We start from the raw sequence: 19174 nt of genomic DNA, 5'->3' as shown, positions 1-19174 counted from the left end.
GTCCCCGCCGTGTTCGACGAGACGCGCCTCGACGACGAAGGGACCCTCGCGTCCCTCGACCGCAGCGACACGCTGCTGGCCCTGGCGTCTGCCGGGGCCCAGGTGCGGCGCTCGCTCGCAGCGGCGTCCGACGCCGGTCTCGAGCGTCTGCGCGGCCTCGACCCCCGCGGCATCGTCGTGGCCGCCGCCGGGGGTTCGGCCGCCGTCGCCGACCTCTTCGAGGCGCTCGCGTGCGCGGGTGCCTCGCTGCCGGTCCAGAGCTGCTCGGCTGCCCCGCTGCCGGGTTGGGTGGGCACGCTGGACCTCGTCATCGCCGTCTCCCAGTCGGGCCGCGCCGCAGGCACGCTCGCGCTCGCGGCCGAGGCCCAGCGCCGGGGCGCCTCGTTGCTGACGATCGGCGCAGCCGACTCGCCGCTCGCAGAGGTGAGTGCCCGGGCCCGTGGCGTCCACGTGCCGATCCCCGTGTCGGGCACGTCGTCGCGCACCTCGATGTGGGCCCAGGCCACGCCGGCCCTGCTGGCGGCCGACGCGCTCGGCATCGCGGCCGTCGGCAGCGACATCCTGGAGTCCCTCGCGGACGTCCTCGACCGGTGCGCCACCGAGGCACGGCCGGCGTCGGAGTCGTTCGTCAACCCGGCCAAGGTGCTGGCCACCGAGGTCGCCGAGTCGGCGCCGATCGTCCTGGGGGAGGGGCCGTTCGGCGGCGTCGCGGCCCGACGTGCGGCTTCGATGTTCGGGCGCACCGGCCGGGTGCCGGTGGCGCACGGCGCCCTGCCCGACGCCGCCAGCCAGATCGTCGCCTGCTTCGACGGCCTCCTCGCCGGGGGCGCGACCGAGGGTGGCGGCGACGACATCTTCGCCGACCCGTTCCTCGACGGCCCCACCCGGCCGCCGCTGCGGCTCATCATGCTGCGCGACACGAGCGAGGGCGCCGACGAGCGCCTCACCTCGACCATCGTCTCCGTCGCCGAGGACACCGGTGTTCGCATCTCGCTCGTCGACGCGCCCGCGCAGGACCCGCTGCTGCGCTTCGCCCACCACGTCGCCCTCACCGACTTCGCCGCCACCTACCTGGCGCTCGGGCAGGGCTTCGACCCGGCGACCTCACCGCACGTCGAGCTGCTGCGCGGGGCCCGCGGTCGCTGACCTCCGCCGGACGCGGAGCCGGGCGTGCGCGGTACCGCCCGGGGCGCCACCGCCTCCGACACGTCGCGCGTACGTAGGCTGCGGAGGTGGCTCACTACGACCTCGCGATCATCGGCTCCGGCAGCGGCAACTCGCTCGTCACCCCCGACTTCGCCGACAAGCGCGTCGCCGTCATCGAGGGCGGCACCTTCGGCGGCACGTGCACCAACGTCGGGTGCATCCCGACGAAGATGTTCGTCTACGCCGCCGAGGTGGCCGACGCCGTGCGTGACGCGGCGCGCTACGGCGTCGACGCGACGCTCGAGGGGGTGCGCTGGCGCGACGTGCGCGACCGCGTCTTCGGGCGGATCGACCCGATCTCCGAGGGTGGCCTGCGCTACCGGCAGGAGGGGCCGAACACGGCGGCGGTGCTCGGCCACGCGCGGTTCACCGCCGAGCGCGAGCTGACCGTCGAGCTCGCCGACGGCGGCACCGAGGTGGTCACGGCCGACCAGGTCGTCATCGCCGCGGGGGCCCGGCCGGTGATCCCTGACGTCGTCGCCGGCTCGGGCGTGCCGTTCCACACCTCCGACACCGTCATGCGCATCGACGAGCTCCCGCGGCGGATGGTCGTCGTCGGGGGTGGCTTCATCGCGGCGGAGATGGCGCACGTCTTCTCGGCGTTCGGCGTGCACGTCACGGTGCTGGCCCGCGGTTCACAGCTGCTGCGCCATCTCGACACCGAGATCTCCGAGCGGTTCACCGACCTCTCTCGCGAGCAGTGGGACGTGCGCACCGGCGTCGAGGTCACCTCCCTCGAGCCGGCCGACGACGGCGCGTTCCGGGTCCACCTCACCGGCGGCAGCTGCGTCGAGGGCGACCTCCTTCTCGTGGCCACGGGCCGGCGTCCCAACACCGACGACCTCGGCGCCGAGGCCGTCGGCCTGCGGCTGCACGAGGACGGGCGGGTCGTCGTCGACGAGCACGGGCGCACGAACCTGCCCGGCGTCTGGGCGCTCGGCGACGTCAGCTCGCCGTGGCAGCTCAAGCACGTCGCGAACGCCGAGGCCCGCGCGGTCGCGCACAACCTCGTGCGCCCGGACGACCTGCGCCGCCTCCCGCACGCGCACGTCCCCTCCGGCGTCTTCAGCCACCCGCAGGTCGCGTCGGTGGGGCTGAGCGAGCAGGCCGCCGTCGACGCCGGCGTCGAGCACGTCACCTTCGTGCAGCGTTACGGCGACACCGCCTACGGCTGGGCCATGGAGGACACGACGAGCGTCTGCAAGCTCGTCGCCGACCCGCGCTCGGGGCGGTTGCTCGGCGCCCACCTGCTCGGGCCCCACGCGACGAGCCTCGTACAGCCGCTCGTCCAGGCCATGGCCACCGGCGCCCACGTGCACGACGTCGCCCGCGGGCAGTACTGGATCCACCCGGCCCTGGCCGAGGTCGTCGAGAACGCCCTGCTCGGGCTCGAGGTCGACCCGCCCGCCTGAGAAGCGCGCCGCTTCGGGCGGTGCCAGGCGATCGCGCGCCGTCGCGTGACCGGCCGCCCGCGCGGCGGGACCCGTCCCTGAGAGAACGCTGGGACGGGCCCTAGGCTGTGCGCATGGCAGGTGGACTCGTAGCGCTCCTCGACGACGTCGCGGCCCTCGTCAAGCTCGCGGCCGCGTCGGTCGACGACGTCGGCGCGGCGGCCACGAAGGCCAGCATCAAGGCCACCGGCGTCGTCGTCGACGACACCGCCGTGACGCCGCGCTACGTGCAGGGCCTCGAGCCCGAGCGCGAGCTGCCGATCATCCGCAAGATCGCCCTGGGCTCGCTGCGCAACAAGCTGCTCATCATCCTGCCGGTCATCATGGTGCTCAGCCAGTGGGTGCCGTGGCTGCTGACCCCGATCCTCATGGTCGGTGGCGCCTACCTCGCCTACGAGGGCGCCGAGAAGGTGTGGGAGCTCGTCTCGGGCCACCACGAGGAGGAGCCCGAGGCGGGCGAGGTCGACGAGAAGGCCGTCGTCTCGGGGGCCATCCGCACCGACTTCATCCTGTCGGCCGAGATCATGGTCATCGCTCTCAACGAGGTCGACACCGAGCCGTTCCTCTCGCGCCTCATCATCCTGGTCATCGTCGCGGTGCTCATCACCGCGCTCGTCTACGGCGTCGTCGGGCTCATCGTCAAGATGGACGACGTCGGCCTGGCGCTCGCGCGGCGCGAGTCGGGTGCCTCGCAGCGCGTCGGCCGGGCCCTCGTCAAGGGCATGCCGAAGCTGCTGTCGGTGCTCTCGACCGTCGGCATCGCCGCGATGCTGTGGGTCGGTGGCCACATCCTGCTCGTCGGCGTCGACGAGCTCGGCTGGCACTGGCTGTACGGGCAGGTGCACCACCTCGAGGAGGCAGTCGGGGGAGTGGCCGGCATCGGCGGGGTGCTCGCCTGGGTCGTCAACACGCTCGCCTCCGCGCTCATCGGTCTCGTCGTCGGTGCCCTCATCGTGGCCGTGCTCCACGTCGTCCCCCGACGCCGCAAGCCCGCCCCCCACTGACCCCACCTCGGTTCGAGGTGATGCGCGACCGCATCCGGTCGTCGATCACCTCGAACCGACGCGGAGGGGCACGGTTCGACAGCGGCCTTGGGGTCCGGAGGGCCACGTCGCTAGACTGGTCAACCGCCGGCGTGGGTGATGACCCGCGAACGATGGCCCAGAGGGGCGCGCCGGGTCTGCACACCGACCACCAGAGGAAGCGATCACCCATGTCCTTCGACTACAAGGTTGCCGACCTGAGCCTCGCCGAGGCGGGCCGCCACCAGCTCCGGCTCGCCGAGCACGAGATGCCCGGCCTCATGGCCATCCGCGCCGAGTACGCCGACGCCCAGCCGCTCAAGGGCGCCCGCATCGCCGGGTCCCTGCACATGACCGTCCAGACGGCCGTGCTCATCGAGACCCTCACCGCCCTCGGCGCCGAGGTGCGCTGGGCCTCCTGCAACATCTACTCCACCCAGGACGAGGCCGCCGCGGCCGTCGTCGTCGGCCCGAACGGCTCGGCCGACGACCTCCAGGGCGTGCCGGTCTTCGCCTGGAAGGGCGAGACCCTCCCCGAGTACTGGTGGTGCACCGACCAGATCCTCACCTGGCCCGGCGGCGAGGGCCCGAACATGATCCTCGACGACGGTGGCGACGCCACGATGCTCGTCCACAAGGGCCGCGAGTGGGAGCAGGCCGGCCAGGTGCCGCCGACCACCGACGAGGACTCCGAGGAGTTCGGCGTCTTCAAGGAGCTCGTCCGCCAGACGCTGGCGACCGACCCGCAGAAGTGGACCACGGTCGCCGCCGGCATCAAGGGCGTCACCGAGGAGACCACGACCGGCGTCCACCGCCTGTACCAGCTGGCGGAGGCCGGCGAGCTGCTCTTCCCGGCCATCAACGTCAACGACGCGGTGACCAAGAGCAAGTTCGACAACACCTACGGCTGCCGCCACTCGCTCATCGACGGCCTCAACCGCGCCACCGACGTGCTCATCGGCGGCAAGGTCGCCGTCGTCGCCGGCTACGGCGACGTGGGCAAGGGCTGCGCCGAGTCGCTCCGCGGCCAGGGCGCTCGCGTCATCGTCACCGAGATCGACCCGATCTGCGCGCTGCAGGCCGCGATGGAGGGCTTCCAGGTCGCCCGCATGGAGGACGTCGTCGAGACCGCCGACATCTTCATCACGACGACCGGCTGCTACGACGTCATCACCGCCGAGCACATGACGAAGATGAAGAACAAGGCGATCGTCGCCAACATCGGCCACTTCGACAACGAGATCGACATGGCCGGCCTCGGGCGAGTCCCCGGCATCCAGAAGACCCAGATCAAGCCGCAGGTCCACGAGTGGACGTTCGAGAGCGGCAGCTCGATCATCGTGCTGTCCGAGGGCCGCCTGATGAACCTCGGCAACGCCACCGGCCACCCGAGCTTCGTCATGAGCAACAGCTTCAGCAACCAGACGATCGCCCAGATCGAGCTGTTCACGAAGACCGGCGACTACGCCAAGCAGGTCTACACGCTGCCGAAGCACCTCGACGAGAAGGTCGCCCGCCTGCACCTCGACGCCCTCGGCGTCCAGCTCACCGAGCTGACCAAGGGCCAGGCCGAGTACCTCGGTGTCGACGTCGCCGGCCCGTACAAGCCGGAGCACTACCGCTACTGACGCCGCCGCGTCCCGACGCGCTCGCCGCGTCCCGACGCGTCAGCCACGGTGCCGCTCGCCCCGCTGGGGGCGGGCGGCACTCGTGCGTCAGGAGCCGGACGCCGCCGGTGCCTGCAGCAGGACGAACTCGCTGTCCTTGCCCGCGACGCTCCAGCCGGTCTGCTTCTGCAGCGCCTCGGACGCCGCGGACGACGTGGACACGAGCGCCCATCGGCACCCGGTGTGGGTCAGGTAGGCGGTCCAGCCCGGGCTCGCGGCGGAGAAGGCGACGTACTCGCGCACGTGGGCGAGGCTGTACACCTCGACACGGCCGTCGATGGCGGGTCGCACGTTCGGGTGGCGCCAGATGAGCCAGCCGCCGAGGCCGTAGTCGTTGCACACGACGGTGCCGGCCGGCAGCTTGGCGAGCGCGGGGTCCAGGCCCGCGGCCCCCGAGCCCGGCACGACCGCCCGCACCGCCACGACGACCGCGGCCACGACGAGCCCGAGCGTGGTCAGCCCCAGCGTGAACCGGACCTCGCGCCGTTCGAGCGGCTCGGGCTCCGTGGGCAGCAGACCCTGCAGGGTCACGGCGGCCACCGGCGCGACGACCGCGGCGCCGACGGCGACGGTGCGCGCGTAGAGCAGCGCGAGGCCCGTGCCCAGGACGAGCAGCAGGACGTCGGTCCAGGACACCTTGTCGCGCGAGCGGGCCCACACGAGGACGATCACGGCGACCATCCCGACGAAGAACGCGAACCCCGGCTGCTTGATCGAGGGCGCCATCCACTCCTGGATGAACTGCGTCGTCTCGTTGACGGCGAACGGCGACAGCAGCAGCTCGGGCCCGGTCGGCGTCAGGGCGGCGACGGCGAGCGAGCCGAGCGGCACGAGGGCCAGGCGCCCCCACTGCCGGGGTGTGACGCGTCGGTCGAGGGCGAGGCCGAGCAGCGCCACGACACCGACGAGCACCCCCATGAACCACATGCCGTGCGAGCAGGCCCACACCCACGTCATCGGCACGAGCCACCAGCGGGCGCGGCGGTCCTGCCACGTGCGCAGCCACGCCCCGGTCGTCACGACGGTCAGCGCGAAGGTGACCAGGTGCGGCCGCAGCGACAGGCTCTGGCTCATCGCGGCCAGCGACACCGCGGTGACCGCTGCCGAGACGAGCAGGGAGCCCCGACGCCGCGTGACGCGCCACAGGGCAAGGCCGATGCCGGCGACACCGAGCGGCAGCAACCAGGCCACCCCGGGCAGCGCGAGCAGCTGCTGGAAGCCGCTCATGAGCAGCTCGGGCAGCCACTCGTGCAGGCGCCACGGCTGGGTCGACATCGTGCTCCACGGGTCGGGCCCGTTGAAGACCCACGTCTGTCGGAGCCGGTCGCCAGCGGCAAGGTGCCAGAACGTGTCGGGGTCCGACACCGGCCGGGCCACCTGGACGACGGCGGCGAGCACGACGAGCCCGGGCAGCAGCTGGCGCACCCGGTAGGGCAGTGGTGGCCGCCGCGTCGCGGCACCTGCGTCGGGGGTGCCGGACGCGTCGGGGGTGTCGGACGCGACGAGGTTGCCGGAGGCGTCGGGGGTGCCGGACGCGTCGGCGTGAGTCGCACGCGTCGCAGCGGACGCTCGCGACGCCGAGTCCTCGCCCGATGCGTCGGGCGCGGCGGCGTCCTCCGGGGCGGTGGTGCGGGTCGTGTCGCTCGTCACGGCCCCGATCATCCCCGCTCGACGCGTCCGGCAGGGTCGTTTTGGCCCGATCGGTTCCCCGCGCGGCGGGCTGCGCCGGGCGGCAGCGTGCGAGGATCTGAGGGCACCTCACTTCGTCTGCCAGCAGGGACCCTCCATGAAGAAGCTCACGACCGCCGCGCTCGCCGTGGCCCTCTCGGTGTCGCTCGCGGCCTGCAGCAAGGCCACCGACACGACCGGGCCCTCCTCGAGCACGACGCCCGCCGCGTCGTCCACCACGACGTCGTCGACGCCGTCGGACACGGCATCGGACACGGCGTCGGGCACCTCGTCGGGCGGCACCGGCGACTCGACCACCGCGGCGACCCCGGTGGCGGTCGACCAGTCGACGCCCGAGGCCGCGATGGCCTCCTGGCTCGGGGCCATGGTCGCCGGCGACGGCACGTCGGTGTGCAACCTCATGGCCTACAAGAACAAGCCGATCTCCGGCATCCCCGGTGCCGGCGCCGCGTGCGCCAAGACGATCACGCCCACGCTCGACCAGCTCAAGGACCTCGGTGGGGCCTTCCAGGGGCTGAAGATCAGCGGCGCCACCGTCACCGGTGACAAGGCCACCTTCGAGAGCGTCACCACCGAACCGGCGCTCGCCGCCGACGTCGTGTCGAAGTTCAAGGCCGTGCGCATCGGCGGGAAGTGGTACGTCACCCAGAGCTGAGCCCGCGTGAGCCCGGGGGACCACGAGCCCCGGGTGGACGAGCGGGACGGGGGACTGCCGGCCGCCGCGCGCGGTACCGGCCGTTCAGCCTGCCTGTGTGATGATGTGCCAAGGACTACGGGACACGGGACACCGCCGTCCCGGGAATGGAGTGTGTCGTGAAGGGTCGGGTACTGGTCGTCGACGACGACCTCGCACTCGCCGAGATGCTCGGGATCGTGCTGCGCAACGAGGGTCTCGAGGTCTCCCACGTGGCCGACGGCGCCGAGGCGGTCGCCGCGTTCCGCGAGTCGCGTCCCGACCTCGTCCTGCTCGACGTCATGCTGCCCGGGCTCGACGGCATGGAGGTGTGCCGGCGCATCCGCTCCGAGAGCGGCGTGCCGATCGTCATGCTGACCGCCCGCACCGACACCGTCGACGTCGTCGTCGGCCTCGAGTCCGGCGCCGACGACTACGTCGTCAAGCCGTTCAAGCCCCAGGAGCTCATCGCCCGCGTCCGGGCCCGCCTGCGTCGCGGCGACGAGCCGGCACCGGAGAAGCTCGCCATCGGCGACCTCGAGATCGACGTCGCCGGCCACTCGGTCAAGCGCGACGGCCGTCCCCTGTCCCTGACGCCGCTCGAGTTCGACCTCCTCGTCGCGCTTGCCCGCAAGCCGTGGCAGGTCTTCACCCGCGAGGTCCTCCTCGAGCAGGTGTGGGGCTACCGCCACGCCGGCGACACCCGCCTCGTCAACGTCCACGTCCAGCGGCTGCGCTCGAAGATCGAGCACGACCCCGAGCGCCCCGAGATCGTCGTCACGGTCCGTGGCGTCGGGTACAAGGCGGGTCCGGCGTAGCCATGACCACGCGATCGGGCAGCGCGTCGCGCGCCGCCGAGGTCGCCGGTCTCATGGGCCGAGCGGGCTCCGCGCTGCGCCGGGCCGGCGCGCGCCTCGTGCACCTGTGGCGGTCCTCCCTCGGGTTCCGTGTCGTCGTGGTGACGATGCTGCTCGGCATCCTCGTGCTCACGGCCGTCGGCACCTACCTCTACGGCTCGATCGCCCAGGGCCTCGTCGACAGCCGGCAGCGGATCGCCGCCGACGACAGCCTGCGCGATGCCATCGACGCGCAGAAGAAGTTCGACTCGACCGACCAGAACGGCTCCGACGCGGCGCTCACCCAGTTCGCGACGACCCTGGTCAACCAGTACCGCCGCGACGCCGGCAACGAGAAGCGCTACGTCGTGCTCTCGCGGCTCGACAACACCACCGGTCGCATCATCTTCGGGCCCGTCGAGAGCGGCGCGGTCGGGGCCCGCTTCATCCCGGAGGAGCTGCGCCACCAGGTCGCCACCCAGCCCGACCGCCAGCACCTGCAGGTCGCGACGATCGAGGAGGGCACCGACTCGATCTCGGCGGTCATCGTCGGGCAGCGCATCGCCACCGGGGTGGCCGGTGACTACGGCCTGTACTTCATCTACCCGATGCACCGAGAGCGCGAGATCATCTCGTTCATCGGCCAGACGTTCCTCGTCGGCGGTGCCATCCTCGTGCTCCTCATCGGGGCCATCGCGTTCGTCGTGACCCGCCTCGTCGCCGACCCGGTGCGGCGGGCCGCGCTGGTCGCCGAACGGTTCGCCGAGGGCAACCTCAACGAGCGGATGCGCTCCAAGGGCGAAGACGACCTCGCCCGGCTCGGCAACTCCTTCAACGCCATGGCGGCCTCGCTCCAGCAGCAGATCGCCCAGCTGGAGAACCTCTCCCGGGTCCAGCAGCGGTTCGTCTCCGACGTGTCGCACGAGCTGCGCACGCCGCTGACGACGATCCGCATGGCCGGCGACCTCATCCACGACTCCCGCGCCCGCTTCGACCCGACCGTCGCACGGTCGGCCGAGCTGCTCCACAAGGAGCTCGACCGGTTCGAGTCGCTGCTCACCGACCTGCTCGAGATCTCCCGGTTCGACGCCGGTGCAGCGGTGCTCGAGGTCGAGGCCACCGACCTGCGCGCGTCGGTCGAGCGCGCCGTCGACGCCCACCGGGCCCTGGCCGCCAGCCGCGGCACCGATCTCGTGCTGCGGATGCCTTCGCAGCCGGTCCTGGCCGACATGGACTCCCGTCGCATCGAGCGGATCCTGCGCAACCTGGTGTCCAACGCCGTCGAGCACGGCGAGGGCCGGCCCGTCGAGGTGACGATCGGCGAGAACGACTCGGCCGTCGCCGTCACGGTCCGCGACCACGGCGTCGGGCTGCGCCCGGGTGAGGCCGCCCTCGTCTTCACCCGCTTCTGGCGGGCCGACCCGGCTCGCGCCCGCACCACCGGCGGTACCGGCCTGGGCCTGGCCATCGCCCTCGAGGACGCCCGCCTCCACGCCGGCCGGCTCGAGGCGTGGGGCGCGCTGGGGGAGGGGTCCTGCTTCCGGCTGACCCTGCCGCGCCAGGCCGACGCCACCATCACGAGCTCGCCACTGCCCCTGAGCCCGCTCGCCGCCGAGGCCGCCCGCGCCCGCCGCGAGGGCGCCGCGCTCGGCGAGGCCACGCGCAGCGACGGCACCGGTGGCAGCGACGAGGACACCCTGCGCCTGCGGCGCATCGCCGTGGAACGGTCCCCGTGACCGAGGCCCGAGGCACGTCCGGACGCCGGGCCGGACGCCGTTCCCGACGACGCTCGCGGTGCGCGCCACGGGCGGTGCTCACCCTCGTCCTGGTGGCGGCCACGCTGGTGCTGGCGGCCTGCGGCGGGCTGCCCGGCACCGGGCCGGTCGTCGATGGCCGGGCCCTCGGCGACAGCGCCGTCGAGCCGGTCCGGGTAGCGGCCGTCGGACCCGCCGACGGCGCGAGCCAGCAGGCCGTCATCAGCGGGTTCCTGCGTGCCGGTGAGGACAGCGACGAGACGCACCAGACCGGCAAGCTCTACCTCGCGCCGCAGTCGGTCGACCTGTGGCGCCCCGGCACCGAGGACGTCATCGTCTACGACGGCGACCTGGCCTTCCGCCGCATCGACGAGAACACCCTCGAGGTGTCGACCGACGAGGTCGCCCGGCTCTCGCCCGACGGCCACTACGAGGAGCAGGAGCAGGGCACCCGCGCGAAGATGGTGCTCGGCCTGACGAAGGTCGGCGGGGAGTGGCGCATCGAGCTGCCGTCCCGGGGCTTCGGGCTCTGGCTCGACACCGACCAGTTCGAGCGCACCTACACCAACCAGCTCGTCTACTACGTCACCAAGACCGGCCGCGACCTGGTGCCCGACTCGCGGTGGTTCCCCATCGGCACCCGCCTGCCGACGACCCTGGCCCGCGCCCAGCTCTCGCCGGTGCCGGCCTACCTCGCGGGCGCGGTCTTCACGGCGGTCCCGCCGGGTACGCGCCTCGGCGTCAACGCCGTCCCCGTCGAGAACGGGCAGGCACAGGTCAACCTCAGCAGCCAGGCGCTGTCGGCCGACCCCGACGGCCGGGCGGCGATGTGGGCCCAGCTGACCGAGACGCTGCGCCAGGTGTCGGCCGTCTCGGCGGTGTCGCTGGCCGTGGCCACGACCCCGCTGGAGCTGCCGGGCGGGCTGACGAGCGTCGGGGCCGCCGTCGACCTCGGTTTCGACACGGTCACCCGCCCGCCCCAGGACACCGCGCTGCTGCGCTCCGGCGACTCGATCGTCCGGATCGACCCGACGTTTGTGCCCGACACGGGAAACGGGGGTCGCCGCCCCGACCTCAAGCCCCGCGACGGCGACGTCGCGCGCGTCCCCGACACGTGGACCGCCCTCGCCCTGTCGGTCGACGGCAAGCAGGTGGCCGCGGTCTCGACCGGCCGCGCCGAGCTGTCGATCTGGAGCGCGACGACCGAGACCCGCTTCCTCGCACCCTTCGCGACCGCGCTGACCCGGCCGAGCTACGACGCGAGCGGGTACCTGTGGATCGGTGGCACGGGCCGCGACGGTGCCGCGCACGTCTACGTCCTCGACTCGGTGTCGAAGGACCCCGCGGCCAAGCCGCGGGCCGTCAACGCGCCGTGGCTCGCCGGTCGTCGCGTGGAAGCGGTCAGCGTCTCGGCCGACGCCGCCCGCGCCCTCGTCATCAGCACCGACCGGTTCGGCCGCGACCAGCAGCTCGGGCTGACCGGCATCGTGCGTTCGAGCAACGGCGAGCCGCTGACCCTGACCAAGCCCGAGCGCGAAGGCCAGTCGCTGAGCCAGCTGCAGGACGTCACGTGGCTCGGGCCGGCGTCCTACGCGGTGCTCGGGACCGAGGGCACGAGCGGGCGGATGCGCCCGTGGACCGGCACGCTCGGTGCGGGCGTCGACGGGCGCCGCCACTCGGCCCAGGCCCTGGGCACGGTGGCCGGGGCCGTCCGGATCACGACGGTCGGCGGACCGCGCGGGCTCGCCATCGTCACCTCCGACGACCACGTGTGGGTCCGCGCCGGTTCCACGTGGCGCAAGATCGAGAGCGGCAGCGACGTCCTCGTCCCGGGCGGCTGACCCACCGGCCATGGAGGCCGGCGCGTAGCTCCGCGCGTCCACACCCCCCGGACGCGTGGCCGTCCGTCCACAGGTGTCCGGCCGCACGGCGCGGCCGGACAGCGCAGCGCGGTGTCATGGGGCGGTGCCCGTCCCGCCCGAGGTGGCCGGACGCGTCCGGGCGGTCGCCGCCGGGCTGCTCCTGCCGCTCGCCGACCTCGTCCTGCCGGTCGAGTGCGCCGGGTGCGGCCGGCCCGGTCGCCCGTGGTGCCGGCGCTGCGACCGGGCGCTCCCGGGCCTGGCGTTCGGCGCCGGCGGCGACGCCGAGGTGGCCTCCGCGGGCCCGGGCGCCCGGGTCGTCCCGCCGCGGGCGCCGGCGATGCTGCCCCCGGTCTGGGCGTGGGGCCCCTACGACGGGCCGCTGCGCCGAGCCGTGCCCGCGTGGAAGGACCACGGACGCCGCGACGTCGAGGCGGTCCTCGCACCGTTGCTGGCTGCCGCCCTCGGTGCGGCGGTGCGAGGGTCCGGGTGGGCCGCAGGCCCGGTCCTCGTCGTGCCGGTGCCCTCCTCGCGTCGCGCCGAGCGCCGGCGCGGCGACACGCCGCTGACCGAGCTCACGGCCCGCGCGCTCGGCGTGTCGCAGCACCCCGCGGTTCCGGTGCCGCCGGTCGCCATCCGGCTCGTGAGCGCTCTTGCCCCGACTCGCCGCACCCGGGACCAGGCGGGCCTCGGCCGCTCGGAGCGGCGACGCAACCTCGAGGGGTCGATGGTGGTGAAGTCGTTGTGGCGCAACGTGATCCGTGGCCGACGATGCGTCGTCGTCGACGACGTCCTGACCACCGGGGCCACCCTCGCCGAGGCTGCCCGGGCGCTGCGAGCAGCCGGCGCGGCGGACGTCGTGGGCGCCACCGTGGCGGCCACACCTGCCCCGACGACGCGCCCGGGAAGGGGCGTCCGAGGCGCGCGACTGTGATGTTCGACGAGACACCGGGCACTCCTTCCACCGGGGTCGCAGCCGAAGTAGTGTCGGGTCATGGAACCCCGTCCTCCGGGGTCCGGCTTCGGGTATGACCAGCGGGTCAGTGCTCCGGTGCCGGACCGGAGGCGTGATCGAGCGGAAGGGGTGGTGCCGACCCGACAGTGGGCCGGCCCCCGCGTGGCCCGGCCCGAACCGCTTTCTGCGCTGCACGAAGAAGCCGTGCGCGATCAAGGAGGAACCGTGGAGATCGTCGTCACTGGGCGTCACGTCCAGATCCCCGACCGATTCCGTCAGCAGCTGGACGAGCGACTGGCCAAGGTGCCCGCGCTCGCCCCGAAGGTGCACCGCATCGATGTCGTCGTCACCCACGAGCGGGTCGCCCGTGGGTCCGAGAAGGTCGAGATCACGTGCCGGGCCAAGGGCCCCGTGATCCGTGCCGAGGCCTGCCTCGACGACAAGTACGCCGCGCTCGACGCGGCCGTCGACAAGCTGATGGATCGGTTGCGGCGCCTGCACGACAAGCGGAAGGTGAGCCGCGGACGGCGGGTCCCCGAGTCGGTGGCACAGGCGACGGCACGCATCGACGCAGCGGGCGAGACCGCCGCGCTCGACACGGCCCCCGACGACGGACGCGTCGACGACCTCGACCGCTTCGGCGCGCTCGGCAACAGCCCGATCGAGGTGCGCGAGAAGGTCCACACGGCCGCCCCGATGTCCCTCGAGGACGCCGTCAACCAGATGGAGCTCGTCGGCCACGACTTCTTCCTCTTCCACGACGCCGACACCGACCGCCCGAGCGTCGTCTACCGGCGCCGTGGGTGGAGCTACGGCGTTCTGCACCTCGAGACCGACCAGGAGGTCGCGGCCGCCGGCTGAGGCCCGCGCCGCGTCTGCTACGCCGGGGCGCCGTCCGCACGAGCGGGCGGCGCCCCTGCTGTCCCGAGACCTGTCATCGTGAGCGTCGGGGATTCGTGCGCGCGGCGTCGTGCGTTGCCGGCGGGTTTTGGCAGGATGGGCAGGTGAACCAGCCGCCGGACGTCATCCGTGTCCTCATCGTCGACGACCACGCGCTCTACCGCCGCGGACTGCAGACCGTGCTCGAGACCGAGGACGGCATCAAGGTCGTCGGTGAGGCCGCCGACGGCGTCGAGGCGGTCAGCGTCGCCGAGGAGAAGGCCCCCGACGTCATCGTCATGGACGTCAGCATGCCCAAGCGCGGCGGCATCGACGCGTGCCGCGCGATCAAGCAGCGCATGCCGTCTGCGCGCATCCTCATGCTGACCAGCTCCGACGAGGAGGCCAACCTCTTCGAGGCGGTCCGCGCCGGAGCCAACGGCTACCTCCTCAAGGACGTGCCGCCCGAGGAGGTGGCCGACGGCATCCGTCGGCTGCACGACGGTCAGTCGCTCCTGTCGCCGCTGATGGCCTCCAAGCTGCTCACCGAGTTCGCCGCGATCAGCCAGCGCGACTCCGTGCCGGCCGCCACGTCGGGCCTGGAGGCGCCCCGGCTCACCGAGCGCGAGCTCGACATCCTCAAGCACGTCGCGCGGGGCCGACTCAACCGCGAGATCGCCGGCGAACTGTTCATCTCCGAGAACACGGTGCGCAACCACATCCGCAACATCCTCGACAAGCTGCAGATGCACTCGCGGATGGAGGCGGCGATGTACGCCGTGCGCCAGCGGCTCATCGACCCCGACTGACGAGCCCGACTGACGAGCCCGACCGACGAGCCCCGGCGACCTGAGCCGGAGCGGCGAGCCGACGCACGAGCGCCCCACCCGGGCGCCCCACCCGACGAGGACCTTTCCGTGACCGCTGCCCCGCGCCGGCTCAGCCGCGCCCAGGCCCGACGCGTCGCCATCGCCGCGCAGGGCTTCCTCGACCCGCGACCCGAGCCCTTCACCGCGACGATGCGCCACGTCCAGCGCGTCATCGACCGCGTCGGTGTCATCCAGATCGACAGCGTCAACGTGCTCGCACGCAGCCAGTACCTGCCGCTCTTCTCCCGCCTCGGGCCCTACGACACGTCGCTGCTCGACCGGGCGCGCGACCGCGCACCCCGCCGGCTCGTCGAGTACTGGGCCCACGAGGCGAGCCTCATCCCGCCGTCGACGTGGCCGCTGCTCGACCCGCGGATGCGCGCGGCAGCCGAGAAGGCGTGGGGTGGCATGCGGCGGATCCTCGCCGAGCGGCCGGACTTCGTCGACGTGGTCGAGGCCGAGGTCGTCGCGCGCGGACCGATGACGGCTCGCGAGGTCGAGGCCGCCCTCGAGCACGACCAGCCGCGCCGCAAGGACCACTGGGGCTGGAACTGGTCGGAGGTCAAGCAGGCCCTCGAGTACCTCTTCTGGGCCGGGCGCATCAGCTCGGCCGGGCGCACGACGCAGTTCGAGCGGCGGTACGCCTCGCTCGCGTCCACGGCGCCGCCAGCCCAGCGGACCGCATGGACCCACCGGCCCGGCCCCGACGCCGACCCCGACCGCTACCTCGAGCTCGTCCGCATCGCCGCCCGCGCCCACGGCGTCGGCACCGAGCTGTGCCTGGCCGACTACTTCCGGATCAAGCGTGAGGACGCCCGGCCCGCCATCGCGCGCCTCGTCGCCACCGGTGAGCTCGTGCCGGTCGAGGTGCCCGGCTGGCGTCCGGCGTGGCTGCACGCCGAGGCCCGGCTGCCCCGACGCGTCCACGCCGAGGCGCTGGTCAGCCCGTTCGACTCGCTCGTGTGGCAGCGCGAGCGGATCCACGACCTCTGGGACTTCCACTACCGCATCGAGATCTACACGCCGGCCCACCAGCGCGTGCACGGCTACTACGTCCTGCCGTTCCTGCACGGCGACGCCCTCGTGGCCCGGTGCGACCTCAAGGCCGACCGGGCCGGCGGCGTCCTGCGCTGCCCGCGCGTCACGTGGGAGCCCGGTGCGCCCGCGGAGGCCCGGGGCGCCCTGGTGCGCAACCTCGAGTCGATGGCCCAGTGGCTGGGGCTGGGGCGGGTGGACCTGCCCACCGGCTGGGCCGACGCGCCGTGATGCGACCGTGACCCGTTCGGAACCGAGCGGGTCCGGTGTGCGTTGGTCGGAGAGTCGGAAGGGCGGCTAGCCTAGGCGGGTCCCGTGACCCATCACGGGCGATGGAGCCCGCCCACCGGGCGAGCCCACACGTTCAGTCGGGAGTGAGATCACCAGATGGCCGTCATCGAGAAGCTGCTTCGCGCCGGCGAGGGCCGGACCCTGAAGAAGCTCCAGGGCATCGCCAAGCAGGTCAACGCCCTCGAGGCCGACTTCGAGAAGCTCACCGACGAGGAGCTGCGCGACGAGACCAAGGGCTTCCGCGAGCGGCTCGACAACGGCGAGACCCTCGACCAGCTGCTGCCGGAGGCCTTCGCCGCCGTCCGCGAGGCGAGCAAGCGCACCCTCGGCAAGCGCCACTTCGACGTGCAGCTCATGGGCGGCGCCGCCCTGCACATGGGCAACGTCGCCGAGATGAAGACCGGTGAGGGCAAGACGCTCGTCGCGACCCTCCCGAGCTACCTCAACGCCTTGACGGGCAAGGGCGTCCACGTCATCACCGTCAACGACTTCCTCGCCGAGTACCAGTCCGAGCTCATGGGCCGCGTCCACCGCGCCCTCGGCATGGAGACCGGCTGCATCCTCGCCTCGATGACACCCGAGCAGCGTCGGGCCGAGTACGCCAAGGACATCACCTACGGCACGAACAACGAGTTCGGCTTCGACTACCTGCGCGACAACATGGCGTGGGAGCCCGCCGAGCTCGTCCAGCGCGGCCACAACTTCTGCATCGTCGACGAGGTCGACTCCATCCTCATCGACGAGGCGCGCACGCCGCTCATCATCAGCGGCCCGGCCGACCTCGCGACGAAGTGGTACGTCGAGTTCGCGCGCATCTCCCAGCGCCTGCACCGGGGCGAGGACGGCCGCGGTGACTACGAGGTCGACGAGAAGAAGCGCACCGTCGGCGTCCTCGAGTCCGGCATCGCCAAGGTCGAGGACGTCCTCGGCATCGACAACCTCTACGACACCGTCAACACGCCCCTCATCGGCTACCTCAACAACTCCATCAAGGCCAAGGAGCTGTTCAAGAAGGACAAGGACTACGTCGTCATGAACGGCGAGATCCTCATCGTCGACGAGCACACGGGCCGCATGCTGCCGGGGCGTCGCTACAACGAGGGCATGCACCAGGCGATCGAGGCGAAGGAGGGCGTCGAGATCAAGAACGAGAACCAGACGCTCGCCACGATCACCCTGCAGAACTACTTCCGCATGTACGACAAGCTCTCGGGCATGACGGGCACCGCCCAGACCGAGGCGGCCGAGCTCAACTCGATCTACAAGCTCGGCGTCATCCCGATCCCGACGAACCGCCCGATGATCCGCAAGGACCAGCCCGACCTCGTCTACCGCACCGAGGTCGCCAAGTTCGACGCCGTCGTCGACGACATCGTCGAGCGCCACAACGAGGGGCAGCCGGTCCTCGTCGGCACGACCTCGGTCGAGAAGAGCGAGTACCTCTCGCAGCAGCTGAAGAAGAAGGGCATCAAGCACGAGGTCCTCAACGCGAAGCAGCACGAGCGCGAGGCCGCGATCGTCGCCGACGCCGGGCGCAAGGGCGCCGTCACCGTCGCGACGAACATGGCCGGTCGAGGCACCGACATCATGCTCGGCGGCAACTCGGAGTTCCGGGCCGTGGCCGAGCTCAAGCGCCGTGGCCTCGACCCCGAGGAGACCCCGGAGGAGTACGAGGCCGCCTGGGACGAGGCACTGGCCTCGGCCGAGGAGGTCGTCGCCGCCGAGCACGCGGAGGTCACCGACCTCGGTGGTCTCTACGTCCTCGGTACCGAACGGCACGAGTCGCGCCGCATCGACAACCAGCTCCGCGGTCGTTCCGGCCGCCAGGGCGACCCGGGCGAGTCCCGCTTCTACCTCTCCCTGCACGACGACCTCATGCGCCTGTTCAACGCTGGCATCGTCGACCGGTTCATGCAGACGGCCGGCATGGAGGACGACGTGCCGATCGAGAGCAAGATGGTGTCGAACTCGATCCAGAAGGCCCAGGGCGCGGTCGAGGCCCAGAACTACGAGATCCGCAAGAACGTCCTCAAGTACGACGACGTCATGAACCGCCAGCGCCAGGTCATCTACGAGGAGCGGCGCGCGGTCCTCGAGGGCGAGGACCTGCACGAGCAGCTGCGCCTCTTCGTCAACGACGTCGTCGGCGGGTACGTGGACGCCGCGACGGCCGAGGGCTTCGCCGCGGACTGGGACCTCGAGCAGCTGTGGGACGCGCTGCGGCAGGTGTACCCGGTGTCGCTGTCGATCGAGGAGATCGAGGACGTCGCGGGCGGCCGCCAGTCGATCTCGGCCGGCCTGCTGCGCGAGCAGCTGCTGTCCGACGCCCACCGCGCCTACGACCAGCGCGAGGAGACGCTGGGCTCCGACACGATGCGCGAGGTCGAGCGGCGCGTCGTCCTGTCGGTCCTCGACCGCAAGTGGCGCGAGCACCTCTACGAGATGGACTACCTGCAGGAGGGCATCGGCCTGCGCGCCATGGCCCAGCGCGACCCGCTCATCGAGTACCAGCGCGAGGGTTTCCAGCTCTTCGAGGCGATGATGGAGGCCATCAAGGAGGAGTCGGTGAGCCACCTCTTCTCCGTCGAGGTCCAGGTGGCGCCGCAGCCGGCGGCCGTCGGGGCGACCCCGATGGCCGTCTCCGACCTCGTGGGCGGGGTGGCCGCAGCGACCGCCGACCGCACGGGTGCGGCCGCGGAGGACGTGCAGGAGGCCGAGGACGAGGGCTCCCACGCGTTCGGTTCCGGCGTCCTGGTCTCGGGCGTCGACCACACCGACGGCCAGCGGGCGGGCGCGCTCAGCTACTCGGCACCGGGGGAGGACGGCCGGGCCGTCGTCACCGGCGACCAGCAGCCGGTCGAGCGTCGTGCTGACCGCCGCGGCAAGAAGGTCAAGCGCAAGCGTCGCTGACGCCGCGACGCGACGAACGCCACGCAACAGACGGCGCGGGCCCCGACCACCTCGGTCGGGGCCCGCGCCGCGTCGTGC

The 19174-nt window shown here is 72.5% G+C and carries 14 protein-coding genes; 13 read left to right on the top strand and 1 reads right to left on the bottom strand.

The features are described 5' to 3' along the window. Nucleotides 1-9 precede the first annotated feature (9 nt). From AC3A5R_RS03225 to ahcY, 4 genes are all read left to right on the top strand, one after another. Nucleotides 10-1146 (top strand): SIS domain-containing protein, encoded by a 1137-nt coding sequence (locus tag AC3A5R_RS03225; protein WP_487619329.1) that lies wholly within the window; start codon nucleotides 10-12, stop codon nucleotides 1144-1146. Nucleotides 1147-1232: 86 nt separating this feature from the next. Continuing rightward, on the top strand, nucleotides 1233-2618 hold the full coding sequence (locus AC3A5R_RS03220) for a mycothione reductase (protein WP_487619328.1): 1386 nt from the start codon (nucleotides 1233-1235) through the stop codon (nucleotides 2616-2618). A 113-nt stretch (nucleotides 2619-2731) separates the two neighbouring features. Beyond that, nucleotides 2732-3661, top strand: a complete 930-nt coding sequence (locus AC3A5R_RS03215) for a DUF808 domain-containing protein (RefSeq protein ID WP_487619327.1) — start codon at nucleotides 2732-2734, stop codon at nucleotides 3659-3661. Nucleotides 3662-3870: 209 nt separating this feature from the next. Beyond that, the gene (gene ahcY, locus AC3A5R_RS03210; RefSeq protein WP_487619326.1) at nucleotides 3871-5307 is read left to right on the top strand and encodes an adenosylhomocysteinase; all 1437 of its coding nucleotides are present in this window, start codon (nucleotides 3871-3873) and stop codon (nucleotides 5305-5307) included. 87 nt (nucleotides 5308-5394) lie between these two features. Here the strand turns inward: ahcY and AC3A5R_RS03205 are convergent, their stop codons facing one another. After that, nucleotides 5395-6996, bottom strand: coding sequence for a hypothetical protein (locus AC3A5R_RS03205; protein WP_487619325.1), 1602 nt, complete (start codon nucleotides 6994-6996; stop codon nucleotides 5395-5397). Between the two features lie 136 nt (nucleotides 6997-7132). Between AC3A5R_RS03205 and AC3A5R_RS03200 the strand changes: the two genes are divergently transcribed. The 9 genes from AC3A5R_RS03200 to secA all read left to right on the top strand — a co-directional run bounded on the left by AC3A5R_RS03200 (nucleotide 7133) and on the right by secA (nucleotide 19096). Then, the gene (locus tag AC3A5R_RS03200) at nucleotides 7133-7690 is read left to right on the top strand and encodes a hypothetical protein (RefSeq protein WP_487619324.1); all 558 of its coding nucleotides are present in this window, start codon (nucleotides 7133-7135) and stop codon (nucleotides 7688-7690) included. 158 nt (nucleotides 7691-7848) lie between these two features. Next, entirely contained in the window at nucleotides 7849-8526 is a 678-nt protein-coding gene (gene mtrA, locus AC3A5R_RS03195; protein ID WP_076258289.1) for an MtrAB system response regulator MtrA, read from the top strand. A gap of 2 nt (nucleotides 8527-8528) precedes the next feature. Continuing rightward, entirely contained in the window at nucleotides 8529-10280 is a 1752-nt protein-coding gene (gene mtrB / locus AC3A5R_RS03190) for an MtrAB system histidine kinase MtrB (RefSeq protein WP_487619323.1), read from the top strand. Between the two features lie 92 nt (nucleotides 10281-10372). Then, nucleotides 10373-12139 carry an LpqB family beta-propeller domain-containing protein gene (locus AC3A5R_RS03185; protein WP_487619322.1) on the top strand — a complete coding sequence of 589 codons (1767 nt, stop codon included), beginning with the start codon at nucleotides 10373-10375 and terminating at the stop codon, nucleotides 12137-12139. Between the two features lie 124 nt (nucleotides 12140-12263). After that, on the top strand, nucleotides 12264-13091 hold the full coding sequence (locus AC3A5R_RS03180; protein ID WP_487619321.1) for a ComF family protein: 828 nt from the start codon (nucleotides 12264-12266) through the stop codon (nucleotides 13089-13091). A 246-nt stretch (nucleotides 13092-13337) separates the two neighbouring features. Continuing rightward, nucleotides 13338-13973, top strand: coding sequence for a ribosome hibernation-promoting factor, HPF/YfiA family (hpf, locus tag AC3A5R_RS03175; RefSeq protein WP_487619320.1), 636 nt, complete (start codon nucleotides 13338-13340; stop codon nucleotides 13971-13973). Nucleotides 13974-14116: 143 nt separating this feature from the next. After that, nucleotides 14117-14800, top strand: coding sequence for a response regulator (locus tag AC3A5R_RS03170; RefSeq protein ID WP_487619319.1), 684 nt, complete (start codon nucleotides 14117-14119; stop codon nucleotides 14798-14800). A gap of 108 nt (nucleotides 14801-14908) precedes the next feature. After that, the gene (locus AC3A5R_RS03165; RefSeq protein ID WP_487619318.1) at nucleotides 14909-16126 is read left to right on the top strand and encodes a winged helix-turn-helix domain-containing protein; all 1218 of its coding nucleotides are present in this window, start codon (nucleotides 14909-14911) and stop codon (nucleotides 16124-16126) included. 156 nt (nucleotides 16127-16282) lie between these two features. Further along, nucleotides 16283-19096 (top strand): preprotein translocase subunit SecA, encoded by a 2814-nt coding sequence (gene secA / locus AC3A5R_RS03160; protein ID WP_487619317.1) that lies wholly within the window; start codon nucleotides 16283-16285, stop codon nucleotides 19094-19096. The last annotated feature ends 78 nt before the right edge of the window (nucleotides 19097-19174 follow it).

Source organism: Intrasporangium sp. Soil_C_50 (assembly GCF_057656595.1).
The sequence above is the reverse complement of the archived record's forward strand: the minus strand, read 5'-3'. Positions and strand labels throughout refer to the sequence as shown.